Genomic DNA, 17,567 nt, shown 5'->3' on the forward strand with positions numbered 1-17,567 from the left:
CCGACGGGTCGCGGGACACGGGCACGGGTCGCGCGGGACACGGGCACAGGTCGCGGCGCGCGGGCTCGGGAGCGGGAGCGGGAGCGGGCGATTGCAACAGCGCAGGCAGCAGCCCGGCAAGGTCGGTAATCACTCACTTGTGCAGGTGCCCGCACGACCGTGCGCGCCTATGCGCGACAATGGGATCCGTGACCTCAGCGACGAGACAGCCCGAGACCCCGGCCCCGACCGTCCCGCCCCGGCTGATAGCCACGGATCTCGACGGCACCCTGCTCCGCGATGACAAGTCGGTCTCCCCCCGTACCGTCGCCGCCCTCGCGGCCGCCGAGGAGGCCGGCATCGAGGTCTTCTTCGTCACCGGGCGCCCGGCCCGCTGGATGGACGTCGTCAGCGAACACGTCCACGGCCACGGCCTCGCGATCTGCGGTAACGGGGCGGCCGTGGTCGACCTGCACGGCGGCCCCGGCGCCCACCGCTTCGTCAAGGTCCGCGAGCTGGCGCGGGAGAACGCGCTGGACGCCGTACGCCTTCTGCGCGAAGCCGCACCGGGCACGGTGTACGCGGTTGAGCAGACGTACAGCTTCAACCAGGAGCCCGACTACCCGAAGCTCCACATGGAAATCCCCGACACCCTCGCGCCCGCCGAGAAGTTGCTGGCCCCGGGCGGGGTCGCCGACCACGAGCCGGTGCTGAAGATCCTGGCGTACCACCCCTCGATCGACCCCGACGCCTTTCTCGCCACGGCTCGCATCGCCGTCGGGGACCGCGCCACCATCACCCGCTCGAGCCCCAGCGCACTGCTCGAGATCAGCGGTCCGGGCGTCTCCAAGGCCAGCACGCTCGCCTTGTGCTGCGCCGAGCGCGGCATCTCCCACGAGGAGGTCGTCGCCTTCGGTGACATGCCGAACGACGTCGAGATGCTCACCTGGGCGGGTCAGTCGTACGCCATGGGCAACGCGCACCCGGACGTCGTGGCGGCGGCCTCCGGCCGGACCGTCGCCAACAACGAGGACGGTGTGGCGGTCGTGATCGAGCGGCTGCTGACGGAACGGCCGTAGCCGCATCCGCCTCCGCATCCACCTACGAACCCGCACCCGCACCACAACCCGTTACAGCTTCACCCCGTGCCTCCGCAGCCACGGCACGGGGTCCACGCTCGACCCCAGCTCCGGCGTGATCCGTACCTCGAAGTGCAGGTGCGGTCCGGTGGAGTTGCCGGTGGTGCCCGCCTGGCCGATCCACTGCCCCGGGCCCACCCGGTCGCCCTGGTCGACGGTGACAGCGGCGAGGTGGGCGTACTGCGTGTAGTAGCCGTCCGAGTGCTGGACGACGATCTCGATGCCGAAGGCACCGCCGCACGCCACCTTCACCACCCGCCCCGCCCCGACCGCCCGCACGGGTGTGCCGATCGGCACCGCGAAGTCCTGCCCGGTGTGGCGACTGGCCCAGCGCTCGCCACCGCTGCCGTAGCCCGCGGAGAGTTCGTACGTCTCCACGGGCGGGACCCATGGGCTCTTGGAGCCGCCGTCCGGCTGGTCCAGCCGGACGGCTCCCCGGCAGGCACCGGCCGCGACCTCCGCGTCGCCCTGTCCCTGAAGCGTCCACTGCGCCTCTTCGAGCTTCTGCTGGATGTCCTTCTTGATCTCGGCGAGCTCGGAGGTCCGCCGATTCAGCGCCCGCCAGGCCGTAGCGGCCTTCGCCTCGTCCTCGGCGAGCCTCGCCTCGGCACGGCGGCTCTTGTCCACGGCGTTGTTGAGTGCCAGGTCTGCCTGCCAGACGGCCCGCTGACCACGCATCAACTCCTCGGGATTCTCGGCGAGCAGCATCTGCGCGGTGTACGGCACTCCGCCGCCCTCGCGGTACTGGGCGCGTGCGATCCGGCCCAGGCCGGCGTTGAGCACGGCCATCTGTTTCCGCTCCCGCGTGAGCAGCGTCTCCAGCCGCTCCGCCTCCGCCTTCTGCGTCTGCGCCACCCTCCGCCCCGCCTCGTAGCGCCGTGTCGCCACCGCCGCCTCCTCGAACAGCCGCGTCACCCGGGCGCTGATCCCGGCCCCACCGGACACCGTCGAAGTACCGCCCTCGCCACCCCCGCCGCTCTCGGCCGCCGTGGGTCCGGTCACGAGCAGCGCCACGACACACAGTGGCACTACGACGAGCAGCCGACGTCGGCGAGAGAGGCGCATGCCAGAGATCGTGGCCTGCCCCGACGCCCCTGGTCCTGTTCGGGTCGTACGGCCGGGGGAGGGCGTGCCCCGGACGGGTCAAGGCACTGGGCCGAACAGGGGGCGGGCAGCGAGGTGTTCGGCAGGGCTTGTGGACGTCACCAGCACGCTTCACGCGGACCGCCACCGTGCCGCTCACACCCCGGCGAGCAGCTCCCCTGCCGCCTCGCGGTCCACCATCGTCCGCAAGGGGCCGTCCACTGCGGTCAGTTCGGCGTACGAGCCGCGCTGTACGACGCGTCCCTCCGCCAGCACGATCACCTCGTCCACGGCCTCGATGCCGGTCAGCCGATGGGTGATCAGCAGGGTCGTACGGCCCTCTGTCGCGGCCAGCAGGTCGGCGGTGAGGGCGTCGGCGGTCGGCAGGTCGAGGTGTTCCGCGGGCTCGTCGAGCACCAGGACCGGGAAGTCGGCCAGCAACGCCCGGGCGAGGGCGAGCCGCTGACCCTGACCGCCGGAGAGCCGCGCCCCGTGCTCGCCGATCAGCGTGTCCAGCCCGTCCGGCAGTTCGTCGGCCCAGTCGAGCAGCCGCGCCCGCGCGAGCGCGTCGCGCAGCTCCGCCTCGCCGGCGTCCTTCCGGGCGAGCAACAGGTTCTCGCGTACCGAGCTGTCGAAGAGGTGCGCGTCCTGGGCGCACAGCCCGACGAACCGCCGTACGTCGTCGCCGTCGAGCGCGTACGCGTCCACGCCGCCCAGTGTGTACGTCCCCTCGCGCGCGTCCAGGAACCGCAACAGCACCTGTGCGAGCGTCGTCTTGCCCGCCCCCGAGACACCGATCACGGCGATCCTGCGCCCCTGGTCGAGGGTGAGATCCAGCCCGGACAGCGCGTCCCGGTCCTGCCCGGCGTACCGCGCGCCGAGCCCTTGGAGCCGCAGTGGGAACGGCGACACCGGTGCCTCGGCGGGCTCCCCCGGTTCGCGTACGGGGTCGGGAGCGTCCAGCACCTCGTACACACGCTCCGCGCTCCTGCGCACCCGCTGGCGGAACTGGACGGCGAGCGGCATCCCCAGCACCGCCTCGAACGCGGCCAGGGGCGTGAGGACCACCACGGCCATGGCCACACCACTCAGCCGCCCGTCGACGACCGCCTGAGCACCGAAGAGCGCGGTGACCGCGACGGTGAGCCCGGAGACTAGCGCGGTGAGCCCGTCGCCCAGTGCGGTGGCGGTGGCCGCTCGCGAAGCGATCCGGGTGAGCACGCGGTCGGCGTGCCGTACCTCGGCGGTACGGCCGGGCAGGGCACCGGCGACCGTCAACTCGGCGGTGCCGGTGAGCAGATCGGCGACCCGCGTGGCGAGCACCCCCCGGGCAGGCGCCAGCCGATGCTCCGCGCGCCGCGCCACGGCCCCGGTGAGCAGCGGCACTCCGGCCCCGGCGACGAGCAGCCCCACGGCGAGGACGGCGCCCGCCTCGGGCAGCAGCCAGGCGGTGAACCCGACCGAGGCGGCGGACACGGCCACAGCGGCCCCGGCAGGCAGCAGCCAGCGCACCCAGTAGTCCTGCAAGGCGTCCACATCGGCGACCAGGCGGGAGAGCAGATCGCCCCGCCGGGTCGTCCGCAGCCCCGCGGGCGCCAGCCGCTCCAAGCGGCGGTAGACGGCCACCCTGGTATCCGCCAACATCCGCAGCACGGTGTCGTGCGACACCAGTCGCTCCGCGTACCGGAACACCGCCCGCCCGATCCCGAAGGCCCGCGTCGCCGTCACCGCGACCATCAGATACAGGACCGGAGGCTGTTGCGAGGCCCGCGAGATCAACCACCCGGAGGTCGCCATCAGCCCGACGGCGCTGCCCAGCGCGAGGCCGCCGAGCACCAGGGCGAGGAGGAGCCGCCCTCGACGCGGCCCGGCCATATGACGGACACGGCCGAGGACACCGCCCCGGGGGACGTGGGCCGACTCGTCGGAGCCAGGTACCAGGCCCCCGCCCCCGGCCCCAACCGCACCCGCACCCGCACCCGCACCGAGGGACGCCCGCCCGGCGGCAGTCCCCTCGGCCGCCGCCGGACCGACGGCCCGACCGGTCGCCATCCCAGGCACGCCGACTTCTTTCTGAGACGCTGCCTCTCCCGCTCCCTCGTAGATCCCGAACGACCCCGCAGACGCCCGCTGTCGGGACTTCTGGGTGGGCAGCCCGCCAGCCGTCCGCCCGTCCAGCCGCACCACCCGATCGGCCACCCCCAACAGCGCCGGCCGGTGCACCACCAGCAGCACGGTCCGACCCACCGCCAGCCGCCGTACCGCCTCTACAACCTCCGCCTCGGTCTCGCCGTCCAGCGAGGCCGTCGGCTCGTCGAGGAGCAGCACGGGCCGGTCGGCGAGGAACGCCCGGGCAAGGGCGAGCCGTTGCCGCTGTCCGGCGGAGAGGCCGACGCCTCCCTCACCAAGGACCGTCTCGACGCCGGCGGGCAGCGCGTCCACGAACTCCAGCGCACCCGCGTCGGCAAGCGCCCTCCGTAGCGTCGCGTCGTCCGCTGCCGGACGGGCCAGCCGGAGGTTCTCGGCGATCGATCCGGCGTACAGATGCGGCCGCTGGGGCACCCAGGCCACCTGTGAACGCCACTCGTCCAGGTCGAGCGAGGAGAGGTCGGCTCCCCCGACCCGTACCCCGCCCGCCGTGATGTCCGTGAACCCGAGCAGGACGTGCAGCAGCGTGGACTTACCCACTCCGCTCGGCCCGACAAGGGCCACCGTCTCCCCGGGTTCGACCGTGAAGGACACGTTCGAGACGGCGTCGTAGGACCGCCCGGGATAGCGGACCGTCACCCCGTCGAAGCGAAGGTCACCGGCCGCCGGCACAGGCCCGTTGCCGGCAGCCGGGAGCGGTGTCTCCAGGACCTCGAAGATCTCCTCGGCGGCTGCGAGCCCCTCGGCGGCCGCGTGGAACTGGGCACCCACCTGCCGGACCGGCAGATACGCCTCGGGGGCGAGGATGAGGATGACCAGCCCGATGTACAGGTCCATCTCGCCGTGCACCAGCCGCATCCCGATGGTGACCGCGACCAGCGCGACAGAGATCGTCGCGAGCAGTTCCAGCGCGAAGGACGACAGGAACGCGATGCGCAGCGTCCGCATGGTCGCCTTCCGGTACTCGCCGGTGATCCGCTTGATCGACTCGGCCTGCGCCTTGGCCCGGCCGAACACCTTGAGCGTCGGCAGCCCGGCGACGACATCGAGGAAATGCCCCGAAAGCTGGGACAGCAGCCGCCACTGACGGTCCATCTGCGCACGAGTGGCCCAGCCGATCAGCGCCATGAACACGGGGATCAACGGCAACGTGCCGACGATGATCGCCGCCGACACCCAGTCCTCGCTGACGATCCGTGCGAGCACCGCGACGGGCACGACGACGGCAAGGCCCAGTTGCGGCAGATAGCGCGCGAAGTAGTCGTCGAGAGCATCGACCCCGCGGGTGGCGAGGGCGACCAGCGAGCCCGTGCGCTGCCCGCTCAACCAGCCGGGCCCCAGCGCGGCCGCCCGCTGCAGCAGCCGGCCCCGCAACTCCGACTTCACCGCCGCGCTCGCGCGGTGAGCGGCCAACTCGGTGAGCCAGGAAACCAGCGCCCGGCCCAGCGCGACGACCGTCAGAAACAACAGGGGAGTGCGGAGTTCAGCGACCGGCATCCTCTGCTGGAAGGCACCGACCACCACTTCGGCGATGAGCATGGCCTGCGCGATGACGAGCGCCGCCCCGACCACCCCCAGACCGACGACCGCCACCAGGAAGAGTCGGGTGGCGCGGGCGTACCGCAGCAGTCGCGGGTCGATCGGTTTCACGTGAAACACCCTCTTCTCAGCGCACATGTTTCACGTGAAACATGCCTCTTCGATACGGGGAGGTGTGTTTCACGTGAAACATCGTGAAACGCACCTCCCCTTCGGGACTCAGTGGGTCGACTCGGCGAGGTGCTGGGTACCGATCCGCTTGCGGAACACCCAGTACGTCCACCCCTGGTAGAGCATCACGACCGGCGTGGCGATCGCCGCACACCACGTCATGATCTTCAGGGTGTACGGGCTGGACGAGGCGTTGGTGACCGTGAGGCTCCAGTCCTCGTTCAGCGAGGACGGCATGACGTTCGGGAAGAGCGTCAGGAAGAGCATCGCGACGGCAGCCACGATCGTGATCCCCGACAGGGCGAACGCCCATCCCTCGCGTCCTGCTCGGACCGCCGCCAGGGCCGTGATGAGTGCGGCAACGGCCACGACCGCCGCGACCAGCGAGACACCGTCCCCCTTCTCGATCTGCGTCCAGAGCAGGAAGAGAAGCGCCAGTGCGGCCGCCACGGCGCCCACACCCAGCGCCAGCTTCCGCGCCCGCTCCCGGATGTCGCCTACGGTCTTCAGCCCGACGAACACCGTCCCGTGGAAGGTGAACAGCGTCAGGGTGACCAAACCACCCAGGAGCGCGTACGGGTTGAGCAGATCGGTGAGGTTGCCCACGTACTCGAAGTCCCGGTCGATCTTCACTCCGCGCACGATGTTGGCGAAGGCCACACCCCAAAGGAAGGCGGGGAGCAGCGAGGTCCAGAAGATCGCCGTCTCCCAGTTGCGCTGCCACCTCTCCTCGGGCCGCTTCACCCGGTACTCGAAGGCGACACCTCGGACGATCAGGCAGACCAGGATGAGCAGCAGGGGCAGATAGAAGCCGGAGAAGAGGGTGGCGTACCACTCGGGGAAGGCGGCGAAAGTCGCGCCGCCCGCCGACAGCAGCCACACCTCGTTGCCGTCCCAGACGGGCCCGATGGTGTTGATGAGGACCCGCTTCTCCGGACGGTTGCGGGCCAGCAGCTTGGTGAGGACACCGACCCCGAAGTCGAAGCCCTCCAGGAAGAAGTAGCCGATCCACAGGACGGCGATGAGGACGAACCAGACGTCGTGAAGTTCCATGACTGTGCTCCCTTGGCCCGGTGCGGCCTAGTACGAGAAGGCCATCGGCTTGTCGGCGTCACGGGAGTCGCCGCCGATCTTCGTGGGCGGGTTGAGGTCGGCCTCCGTCAGCTCGGGCGGACCCGCCTTGACGTACTTCACGAGCAGCTTGACCTCGACAACGGCGAGGATGGCGTAGAGCGTGGTGAAGACGATCATCGAGGTGAGGATCTCTCCCTGGGAGACACCGGGGGAGACCGCGTCCTCGGTGCGCAGCACGCCGTAGACGACCCACGGCTGGCGGCCCATCTCGGTGAAGATCCAGCCCCAGGAACTGGCGATCAGCGGGAAGCCCAGAGTCAGGACCGCGATGCGCCAGTACCACTTGGTGAGGGTCGGGCCCAGGGCCTTCTTCGGCAGCAGCACGAGATGCGGCATCTCGTCGTCGCCGACCCGCAGATGCCGCGGCAGCAGGAACTTCCGGCGGGTGAGCCAGAGGCCGACCGTGCCGATCGCTACGGACGCCATGCCGAAGCCGATCATCCATCGAAAGCCCCAGTAGGCAACGGGAATGTTGGGCCGGTAGTCGCCGGGCCCGTACTTCTCCTGCTCGGCCTTGTTGACGTCGTTGATGCCGGGGACGTACGAGTCGAAGTCGTCGTTGGCGAGGAAGGACAGCAGGCCCGGGACCTCGATGGCGACCTTGTTGTGGCCCTGGTCGACGTCGCCGTAGGCGAAGACGGAGAACGGTGCGGGCGCCTCGCCGTCCCACAGAGCCTCGGCGGCGGCCATCTTCATCGGCTGCTGCTTGAACATGACCTTGCCGAGCAGGTCGCCGCTGATCGCGGTGAGCAGGCCGGCGATCACCACGGTGACCAGGCCGAGACGCAGCGAGGTCTTCATCACCGGTATGTGCTTCTTGCGGGCCAGATGGAAAGCGGCGATGCCCACCATGAAGGCGCCGCCCGCGAGGAAGGCCGCGGAGAGGGTGTGAAAAACCTGGGTGAGCGCGGTGTTCTGGGTCAGGACGAGCCAGAAGTCGGTGAGCTCGGCCCGGCCCTTCGCCTCGTTGATCCGGTACCCGACGGGGTGCTGCATCCAGGAGTTGGCCGCGAGGATGAAGTAGGCCGACAGGATCGTGCCGATGGAGACCATCCATATGCAGGCGAGGTGGATCTTCTGCGGGAGCTTGTCCCAGCCGAAGATCCACAGCCCGATGAAGGTCGACTCGAAGAAGAAGGCGATCAGCGCCTCGAAGGCCAGCGGGGCTCCGAAGACATCGCCGACGAAGCGCGAGTAGTCGGACCAGTTCATGCCGAACTGGAACTCCTGCACGATGCCGGTGACGACGCCCATCGCGATGTTGATCAGGAAGAGCTTGCCCCAGAACTTGGTCGCCTTGAGGTACTTCTCCTTCCCCGAGCGCACCCAGGCGGTCTGCAGGCCGGCGGTCAGCGCGGCGAGCGAGATCGTGAGCGGGACGAAGAGGAAGTGGTAGACGGTCGTGATACCGAACTGCCATCGCGCCAGAGTCTCCGGCGCCAGAGCGAGGTCCACGTCTTCTCCTTACATGCCGTGGCACTGCGGCAGTTTGCCCCGTTTGTCACGTACATCACAGGACAACCGGGACGAGCTTGTGAACGCGTTCACATTCACAAGCAATTATGGCGCATGGCTGTTCGAGGCATGAGGGTGGGGGTCCCAAAAACACAAGAGTGGGACAGAACACAGCAGGGGGCCCGGGGACAAGCCCCGAGCCCCCTGGTCAGAGGCTGTCTAGAGCTCCTTGCGGAACGCCTCCGTCACTTTCAGGAAGATGTCGTTCGCCTCGCTCTCACCGATCGTCATCCGCACACCCTCACCCGGGAACGGCCGAACGACGACACCGGCCTGCTCACACGCTCCGGCGAAGTCGACCGTGCGCTCCCCCAGCCGCAGCCACACGAAGTTCGCCTGCGTTTCCGGCACCGTCCAGCCCTGGCCGCGCAGTGCCTCGACGACCCGGTTCCGCTCGCAGACCAGTGAGCCGACCCGGCCGAGCAACGCGTCCTCGGCGCGCAACGAGGCGACGGCGGCGTCCTGTGCGAGTTGGCTCACACCGAACGGCACGGCCGTCTTGCGCAGGGCGGCCGCCACGCGTGCCTGGGCGATGGCGAATCCCACTCGGAGCCCTGCGAGCCCGTACGCCTTGGAGAAGGTGCGCAGCACACAGACGTTCGGTCGCTCGCGGTAGAACTCGACGCCGTCCGGCACCTCGGCATCCCGCACGAACTCCCGGTACGCCTCGTCCAGCACCACCAGCACATCGGCGGGCACTCGGTCGAGGAACCGCTCCAGCTCAGCCCGGCGCACGACCGTGCTCGTGGGGTTGTTCGGGTTGCACACGAAAATCAGCCGGGTCCGGTCGGTGATCGCGTCCGCCATGGCGTCCAGGTCGTGCACATCGCCCGGAGTCAGCGGCACCTGCACGGAGGTCGCCCCGCTGATCTGCGTGATGATCGGATACGCCTCGAACGACCGCCAGGCGTAGATCACCTCGTCGCCCGGTCCCGAGGTCGCCTGCAGCAGTTGCTGGGCGATGCCGACCGAGCCGGTGCCCGTGGCCAGATCGGTGACCGGCACCCCGAAGCGCTCCGACAGCTCGCTCATCAGCCCCGTGCACGCCATGTCCGGGTAGCGGTTGAAGGACGCGGCCGCCCCGGTCACGCTCTCCAGCACACCGGGAAGCGGCGGATAGGGGTTCTCGTTGGAGGACAGCTTGTACGCCACCGGGCCGCCCGCCGCGGCCGGCTTGCCGGGCTTGTAGGTGGGGATACCCTCCAGCTCCGCTCGCAGCTTGGGGCTCGTCTCGCTCACCGCAGTCCTCCTCGTCGACGTAATGCTTCTCACCTTAGGAGGATTCGGCGCCCTTGCGAATGGCCTGTGGACAACCACGTCCACCCGTGCGTGCGCATCCGCCCTCGCCTCGTCCACCGCCCCTGCCGTCCGGCCGACTCACGGGCATCAGCGCATGAAGGTGTACGAATCAGGGGGCGCGCCACTCGTGGGCGTACGCGCCGGTGGCTCGCGCCGTGGCGCGCATCACCCGTGCAGGTGAGTTGAGACCTCTTCGAAACATGAGCGACTTGGCAGGCCCATGGGCGTCGACAAGTCACGTACTGACTTCGGATCGCCCAACTCCCTTGCAATGCAAGGAAATTAACCCGGAGCGGCCTTGCAGAAACGTGCCTGCCAACGAGCGCATATGCGTCCGCACTACCCCACCGCATGAGCCCTACTATCGGCTCGCCATGACAGCAGCAGGGAAGCACCAGGTGAGCCGCGCGGAAACGCCCCGCCGAGGCAGCCGGTCGGGCCGGGCGGGCATCCGAGACGTGGCCGCCGCCGCCGGAGTCTCCATCACGACCGTCTCCGACGCCCTCAACGGCAAGGGCCGGCTCCCGGACGCCACCCGACGCCATGTACGCGAGGTCGCCGACCGACTTGGCTACCGCCCCTCGGCGGCGGCCCGAACCCTCAGAACCGGCAAGTCCGGCCTCATCGGCCTGACCGTGACCACGTACGGGGATGAACCTTTCACCTTCACCGAGTTCGCGTACTTCGCAGAAATGGCGCGGGCCGCCACCTCGGCCGCGCTGGCCCGGGGCTACGCCCTGGTCATCCTCCCCGCGACCTCACGACACGACGTGTGGTCGAACGTGGCGCTGGACGGCACCGTCGTCATCGACCCCTCCGACCACGATCCGGTCGTCAGCGAGCTCGTCCGCCAGGGTTTACCGGTGGTCTCCGACGGTCGCCCGGCCGGCTCGCTCCCGGTCACCGCGTGGGTCGACAACGACCACGAGGCCGCGGTCCTCGGCATCCTCGACCATCTGGCCGAAGCGGGCGCCCGCCGGATCGGACTCCTCACGGGCACGACGACGGACACGTACACCCACCTCTCCACCACCGCATACCTGCGCTGGTGCGAGCGTGTGGGCCAGGATCCGGTGTACGAGGCCTATCCAGCGCACGATCCGTGCGCCGGAGCCGTCGCCGCCGACCGGCTGCTGGCACGGCCGGACCGCCCCGACGCGGTCTACGGTCTCTTCGACCCCAACGGCACCGATCTACTGGCCGCCGCCCGGCGCTACGGTCTGCGCGTCCCCGACGACCTGCTGCTCGTCTGCTGCAGCGAGTCCGCCGTGTACGCGACGACCGAGCCACCGATCACCACGCTCTCGCTGAAGCCGCGCCGGATCGGCACGGCGGTGGTCCAGCTCCTCATCGATGCCATCGAGGGGGTCGAATCGGACCAACCGGTCGAGCAGGTGATACCGACGGAGCTGATCGTGCGGACCTCGTCGGAGCGGCGTCCACCGCGTACGACGGTCAGCCCGCCACGATCACCTGACGTGGGTTGACGCCCGAGCTGAGGGTCCGAACGGGAATCGGGCGGGGAGAGCCCCGCCCAATTCGGGAGAAAACCGCAGTGGACTGGGGTCCTGCGCCATTTCACCACCCCTGGGTCATCACATGGCGCGATCCGCATTCCTATGATGGGCGCACGACACCGCGGGCCGCTGCGACCAGGCAGTCCGATGCGGTGCAGATGCGGGCGATGGTGGTGGAGGGGTCGATGACGCAGGGGGCCGGTCAGGGACCCGAGGTGCGGACGCCGACGGTGCGCGATTTCCGCGTGCCCGCGTACGTCCACGAGGCCGGTCCGTACGGACACACCGCGCACCCCGGTGAGGCCTCCGGGCCCGCCGAGGAGCCGGAGGGCTACCCGGAGGGGTACACCCCGACCCAGCGGGACCTCCCAGTGATCAACCGGGGCGACACGGTCCATGTCGTGGTCGACCCGGACGCTGTGGCGGCCGAGCAGCCCTCCGCCCGCCCCGGCCCGCTCTTCGTCGTCGGGGACGTTCACGGCTACCTCGACGAGCTCCTTGCCGCGCTCCGCGAGAAGGGCCTCGTCGACGCCGCGGGCAACTGGTCGGCGGGCACGGCCCGGCTCTGGTTCCTCGGCGACTTCACCGACCGCGGTCCGGACGGCATCGGTGTCATCGACCTCGTAATGCGCCTGTCCGCCGAGGCGGCCGCGGCCGGCGGCTACTGCAAGGCCCTCATGGGCAACCACGAGCTGCTGCTGCTCGGCGCCAAGCGTTTCGGCGACACTCCCGTCAACTCCGGCGCGGGCACCGCCACCTTCCAGGCCGCCTGGCTCCTCAACGGCGGCCAGAAGACGGACATGGACCGCCTCCAGGACCACCACCTCCAGTGGATGGCCCGCCTCGACGCCATGGAGGAGGTCGACGGTCATCTCCTGGTGCACTCCGACACCACCGCCTACCGCGACTACGGCGACTCCATCGAGGCCGTCAACGACACCATCCGCGAGACGATCACACGCAATGACGCGGACGAGGTCTGGGACCTCTTCCGCAAGTTCACCCGGCGCTTCTCCTTCCGCGACGAGGGCGGAGCCGACGCCGTGCGCTCTCTGCTCGACGTCTACGGCGGCACCCGCATCGTCCATGGTCACAGCCCCATTCCGTACCTCCTGGGCGAGGTCGGATCGGAGGACGGTGAGGAGGACACGGGACCTTCGGTCGAAGGACCGTACGTCTATGCGGACGGTCTCGCCGTCGCCATGGACGGCGGCGTGACCATGGCCGGAAAGCTGCTGGTCCAGGAACTTCCGCTGCCTACCTGAGCCGTCAACGGGCAGGCGACTTCCGTCGGAAGACTTCGCTGGCCAGGGGCCAATTTCCGCAAACCCCCTGTCACCGCCTGCCGTCACCGCTCTACCATCTGCTTATCCGTAGCAGGCTCCCCTCCGTTTCTGCCCGACGGCTCGTCAGCATGCCGAGCCACAAGCCCTACGGAGCATCGGGGGATGCACATGAACAGCGTTCCGCAGCACCTGCTCAGTGAGGACCGCCAGGAGTACGAGCGGATCCTCGGCGAGGCGCTGCGCTCCGCACCACACCGCCCGGAATTCGCCGCTGGCCTGCGGCGGCTCAACCCCGAACAACTGCGCACCATGGCCCTCAACGCCACGGCGATCATCACGGCCGCCGCGGCGACCGAGTACCAGTACTACGTGAAGGTCCGCGACGACTTCCGCAGCCCGTCGTCGGCCAGCCCATCCACCCCCGATGGAACGGCGACCGGCTCCAGCGAACCGGACGGAAGCGCGGTGGGTTTCGCGGCCACCATGGGCGAGGTCACCGAGGCGGCCGGTGCGGGCGCCGGTGCGATAGCCGCGGTGCTCGCGCCCGTCCTCGCCGGCACCGCCGCCGTGCTCTTCCTGCTCGTGGGGTACGTCATGAAGGTGCTCGACCCCGAGCGGGCGATCGCGGAGACCCTCCTCACCACGGGGTGGGTCTTCGGTGCCGTCACCGCGGCCGCGATCCTCGTGGCCGCGGTCGGTCTGCTTCTCACCGCGCTGCGCAACAACGCCACCGCCCTCCTGGACGTCGGTGCTCGCAGCAAGTTGAACGACGAGGTGAACCGGGCCAGGGAGGCCTGGCGCGAAGCCCTTCTGGAGCGTGGCATCCTGCCGTTCCTCCGCGACGCCCTCGCGAACCCGGGCCCGGCGGCACTGGAGGAGTCCGACCGACCGGCACCGCCCAGCCGTATGCCGCACCTCGGTTACAACCGCCCCAGCTTCAGCAGCAGCCCGGACAGCGGCGGCACCGCCTCTCGCCCGAGTTACACCAGCCCGGACTTCACGAGCCCGGACTTCGGCGGCCCGGAGCACCGGCCCGAATGACGCCGGGCCCCGGCCGCCGCCCCGGCATCCACCGGGCTGGCGGCCCCGGCGCCACACCCACGCCGGCCGGAACGGACCGCCCCACAGCGGCGAGCGCTTCGCCCAGCCGGTCTCAGGTCACCGCTGCCCCGTGGCGGCGGGCTCTCCCGGCAACCGGCCGGAAGAGCACCGCTTGGCGCACGGGGGACCTGCGTCCGCGATCGGACCACGTCCGCCGTGTCCGACCCGCACGTCGGTGCGCCTCAGTCCGCCATCGGCAGGTAGACCCGGTTTCCCGCCTCGGCGAACTCCTTGGACTTCTGGGCCATACCCGCCTCGATCTCGGCCCGGGAACCGCCGTGTTCACGACGGATGTCCTGGGAGATCTTCATCGAGCAGAACTTCGGGCCGCACATGGAGCAGAAGTGGGCCGTCTTGGCCGGCTCGGCCGGGAGGGTCTCGTCGTGGAACTCACGGGCGGTGTCGGGGTCGAGGGCCAGATTGAACTGGTCCTCCCAGCGGAACTCGAAGCGGGCGTCCGACAACGCATCGTCCCACTCCTGTGCGCCCGGGTGCCCCTTGGCGATGTCCGCCGCATGGGCCGCGATCTTGTAGGTGATGACGCCGGTCTTCACGTCGTCACGGTTGGGCAGTCCCAAGTGCTCCTTGGGAGTGACGTAGCAGAGCATCGCGGTGCCCCACCACGCGATCATCGCGGCACCTATGCCTGAGGTGATGTGGTCGTACGCCGGTGCGACGTCCGTGGTCAGCGGGCCGAGCGTATAGAACGGAGCCTCATCGCAGATCTCCTGCTGCAGATCGATGTTCTCCTTGATCTTGTGCATCGGAACATGTCCCGGGCCTTCGATCATGGTCTGTACGTGGAAACGCTTGGCGATCGTGTTGAGTTCCCCGAGGGTGCGCAACTCCGCGAACTGCGCCTCGTCGTTGGCGTCCGCGATGGAGCCCGGCCGGAGGCCGTCGCCGAGGGAGTACGTCACGTCGTAGGCGGCGAGGATCTCGCACAGTTCCTCGAAGTTCTCATAGAGGAACGATTCCTTGTGGTGTGCCAGACACCAGGCCGCCATGATCGATCCGCCGCGGGAGACGATGCCGGTCTTGCGGTTCGCGGTGAGCGGCACATACGCCAGGCGCACGCCCGCGTGGACCGTCATGTAGTCCACGCCCTGCTCGGCCTGCTCGATCACCGTGTCCTTGTAGATCTCCCAGGTCAGTTCCTCGGCCTTGCCGTCGACCTTCTCCAGTGCCTGATAGAGCGGCACCGTGCCGATGGGGACGGGGGAGTTGCGCAGCACCCATTCACGGGTGGTGTGGATGTTCCGGCCGGTGGACAGGTCCATGACCGTGTCCGCTCCCCAGCGGGTCGCCCAGGTCATCTTCTCGACCTCCTCCTCGATGGAGGAGGTGACCGCGGAGTTGCCGATGTTGGCGTTGACCTTCACCAGGAACCGCTTGCCGATGATCATCGGCTCGATCTCCGGGTGGTTCACGTTGGCGGGCAGTACGGCCCGGCCCGCGGCGATCTCCTCGCGCACGACCTCCGACGAGACGTTCTCCCGGACGGCCACGAACTCCATCTCCGGGGTGATCTCCCCGCGTCGTGCGTACGCGAGCTGGGTCACCGCTCGGCCGTCACGACTGCGGCGCGGCCGACGCGACCGCCCCGGAAACACCGCGTCGAGGTTGCGCAGTCCACCGCGCGGCGAGGTGTGCTTGATGCCGTCGTCCTCGGGGCGCACGGGACGGCCCGCGTACTCCTCGGTATCTCCCCGGGAGACGATCCAGTTCTCGCGAAGAGGGAGGAGCCCCCTCCTGACGTCGGTCTCGGCTGTCGGATCGGTGTACGGGCCGGAGGTGTCGTACAAGGTGACGGACTGCCCGTTGGTGAGGTGCACCTGGCGGACCGGCACCCGTACGTCGGGGCGTGAGCCCTCGATGTACGCCTTGTGCCAGCCGATGGACTTCCCGGCCTCCAGGGGCTGTTCGCCCCGATTCTTTTCGCCCTCGGACCCGGCAGATGTCCCGTCCGTCCGGCCGGAGGCAGACGTGCGTGTGTCCTCGATGGTCATGAGACCTACTCCCTACGCCGGCATTACCCGGTAACAGGTTCAGCGGTCGACGCAGCGATTTCCGCCCGACGATGTTCCACGTGAAACATCGCGTCTGCGGAGGTCAGCGCCCTCTCAGCCCGGTGCTCCGAGCTCCCGCGTGTGCAAAGGTGCCCCCACGCTAGCGGCAGATGTGGCGCGGTGAACAGTGGGCATCGCTCGTTCTTGCGATGATCGGGCGGTGACCACGACGCAGCAGCCACCGCCTCCACCCTCCGAGCCGCCCCATGGCCATGGCCCAGGAAACGGCCACGGCCATGGCTCCGACGGCGGCCATGGCTCCGACGGCGGCCACGGCCATTCGCACAGCCACAGCCACGGCCCAGCCGCGCCCGTCTCACAGCATCTTCGCAAGGTCATCGCCGCGGTGCTGATCCCCTTCGCGACCGCGGTCGTCGTGGGCCTCGTCGTGCTCTGGCCCGGCGGCGCACCGGCGCACGAGCGCACCGGGGTGGGCTTCGACCGGCAGACGCAACAGGCCACTGTGACCAAGGTCGATGCGGTCGACTGCTCGTCGGTGAACGCCTCCGGCGTCCCCCCGACCGGCGACACGTCCACCGCCGAAGGCTCGGCCGCACAGCAGCAGGCGAACGGCACCTGCAAGAAGGCCACGGTCCGGGTCGACACCGGCAAGGACAAGGGACGTACGTTCACGGAGATCGTGCAGCCCGACCAGTCACGGCAGTTGGAGCAGGGCCAGGAGGTCGTGGTCGCTTACGAGCCCGCCGCGCCCAAGGACCTGCAGTACTCGGTCACCGATGTGAACCGGAAGCTCCCGATGGCGCTGCTCGCCGGGATCTTCGCGCTCGCTGTCGTGGTGGTGGGCCGGCTGCGCGGTGTCATGGCCCTGGTCGCGCTGGCCATCAGTTTCATGGTGCTGACCCTCTTCATCCTGCCGGCCATCCTGCAAGGCTCGAATCCCCTGGTCGTCGCGGTGGTCGGGGCGAGCGCCATCATGCTGATCGCGCTCTACATGTGCCATGGACTCTCGGCCCGGACATCCGTGGCGGTGCTCGGCACGCTGATCTCGCTGCTGCTGATCGGTCTGCTGGGTTCGGGGTTCATCGGCTGGGCCAGCCTGACGGGCAACACGGACGACAACACCGGCCTGATCCACGGGCTGTACCCGTCGATCGACATGAGCGGTCTGCTGCTCGCGGGCGTCATCATCGGTTCGCTCGGTGTGCTCGACGACGTCACGGTCACCCAGACCTCGGCGGTCTGGGAACTGCACGCGGCGAATCCCGCGATGGGTTGGCGTGGGCTGTACCGCGCGGCCATCCGGATCGGCCGGGACCACATCGCCTCGGTGGTCAACACCCTCGTCCTCGCCTACGCCGGTGCCGCGCTGCCGCTGCTGCTGCTCTTCTCGATCGCCCAGAGCAGTGTCGGCACGGTCGCCAACAGCGAGCTGGTCGCCGAGGAGATCGTGCGCACGCTGGTCGGCTCGATCGGTCTGGTGGCCTCCGTCCCGGTGACCACCGCGCTGGCCGCCCTGGTCGTCTCGGCCGACCGCCCCACTGCCCTGGAAGCAGCGGCCGCTCCCGCTCCGGCTCCGGCGCGCGGAGGAAAGGGCCGTCGCCGCAAGCGCTGAAGCATTACAGGTCG

General features: G+C 69.5%; 11 protein-coding genes and 1 riboswitch. Of the genes, 5 read left to right on the plus strand and 6 right to left on the minus strand.

What is annotated here, in order from left to right; all coding sequences use genetic code 11:
- Window positions 1-188 precede the first annotated feature (188 nt).
- Complete coding sequence (locus ACFY9I_RS08670; protein WP_390998462.1) at window positions 189-1,058, plus strand: Cof-type HAD-IIB family hydrolase; 870 nt, start codon at window positions 189-191, stop codon at window positions 1,056-1,058.
- 51 nt (window positions 1,059-1,109) lie between these two features.
- Here ACFY9I_RS08670 and ACFY9I_RS08675 read toward each other — a convergent pair whose 3' ends face one another.
- From ACFY9I_RS08675 to hisC, 5 genes are all read right to left on the minus strand, one after another.
- Window positions 1,110-2,183, minus strand: coding sequence for a peptidoglycan DD-metalloendopeptidase family protein (locus tag ACFY9I_RS08675; RefSeq protein ID WP_390998465.1), 1,074 nt, complete (start codon window positions 2,181-2,183; stop codon window positions 1,110-1,112).
- Between the two features lie 174 nt (window positions 2,184-2,357).
- Window positions 2,358-6,008: a thiol reductant ABC exporter subunit CydD gene (gene cydD / locus ACFY9I_RS08680; protein ID WP_390998466.1), complete on the minus strand. Its 3,651-nt coding sequence runs from the start codon at window positions 6,006-6,008 to the stop codon at window positions 2,358-2,360.
- Between the two features lie 99 nt (window positions 6,009-6,107).
- Complete coding sequence (cydB, locus tag ACFY9I_RS08685; protein WP_390998469.1) at window positions 6,108-7,112, minus strand: cytochrome d ubiquinol oxidase subunit II; 1,005 nt, start codon at window positions 7,110-7,112, stop codon at window positions 6,108-6,110.
- Window positions 7,113-7,139: 27 nt separating this feature from the next.
- A complete protein-coding gene (locus ACFY9I_RS08690; protein WP_390998471.1) occupies window positions 7,140-8,648 on the minus strand; it encodes a cytochrome ubiquinol oxidase subunit I in 1,509 nt (502 codons plus the stop codon).
- A 219-nt stretch (window positions 8,649-8,867) separates the two neighbouring features.
- Entirely contained in the window at window positions 8,868-9,947 is a 1,080-nt protein-coding gene (gene hisC, locus ACFY9I_RS08695) for a histidinol-phosphate transaminase (RefSeq protein ID WP_390998473.1), read from the minus strand.
- A 434-nt stretch (window positions 9,948-10,381) separates the two neighbouring features.
- Between hisC and ACFY9I_RS08700 the strand changes: the two genes are divergently transcribed.
- From ACFY9I_RS08700 to ACFY9I_RS08710, 3 genes are all read left to right on the plus strand, one after another.
- Window positions 10,382-11,494 (plus strand): substrate-binding domain-containing protein, encoded by a 1,113-nt coding sequence (locus tag ACFY9I_RS08700; protein ID WP_390998476.1) that lies wholly within the window; start codon window positions 10,382-10,384, stop codon window positions 11,492-11,494.
- Window positions 11,495-11,694: 200 nt separating this feature from the next.
- Complete coding sequence (locus ACFY9I_RS08705; protein ID WP_390999152.1) at window positions 11,695-12,789, plus strand: metallophosphoesterase; 1,095 nt, start codon at window positions 11,695-11,697, stop codon at window positions 12,787-12,789.
- Between the two features lie 183 nt (window positions 12,790-12,972).
- Window positions 12,973-13,851: a hypothetical protein gene (locus tag ACFY9I_RS08710; protein ID WP_390998479.1), complete on the plus strand. Its 879-nt coding sequence runs from the start codon at window positions 12,973-12,975 to the stop codon at window positions 13,849-13,851.
- Window positions 13,852-14,093: 242 nt separating this feature from the next.
- Here the strand turns inward: ACFY9I_RS08710 and thiC are convergent, their stop codons facing one another.
- Window positions 14,094-15,920, minus strand: coding sequence for a phosphomethylpyrimidine synthase ThiC (gene thiC / locus ACFY9I_RS08715; RefSeq protein WP_390998481.1), 1,827 nt, complete (start codon window positions 15,918-15,920; stop codon window positions 14,094-14,096).
- A riboswitch (TPP riboswitch) is annotated at window positions 15,913-16,069 on the minus strand. Its footprint overlaps the gene before it by 8 nt.
- 71 nt (window positions 16,070-16,140) lie before the next feature.
- Here thiC and ACFY9I_RS08720 point away from each other — a divergent pair.
- Window positions 16,141-17,553 (plus strand): YibE/F family protein, encoded by a 1,413-nt coding sequence (locus ACFY9I_RS08720; RefSeq protein ID WP_390998484.1) that lies wholly within the window; start codon window positions 16,141-16,143, stop codon window positions 17,551-17,553.
- Window positions 17,554-17,567: the final 14 nt, after the last annotated feature.

The organism is Streptomyces sp. NPDC012510 (assembly GCF_042955065.1).
Classification (GTDB): domain Bacteria; phylum Actinomycetota; class Actinomycetes; order Streptomycetales; family Streptomycetaceae; genus Streptomyces.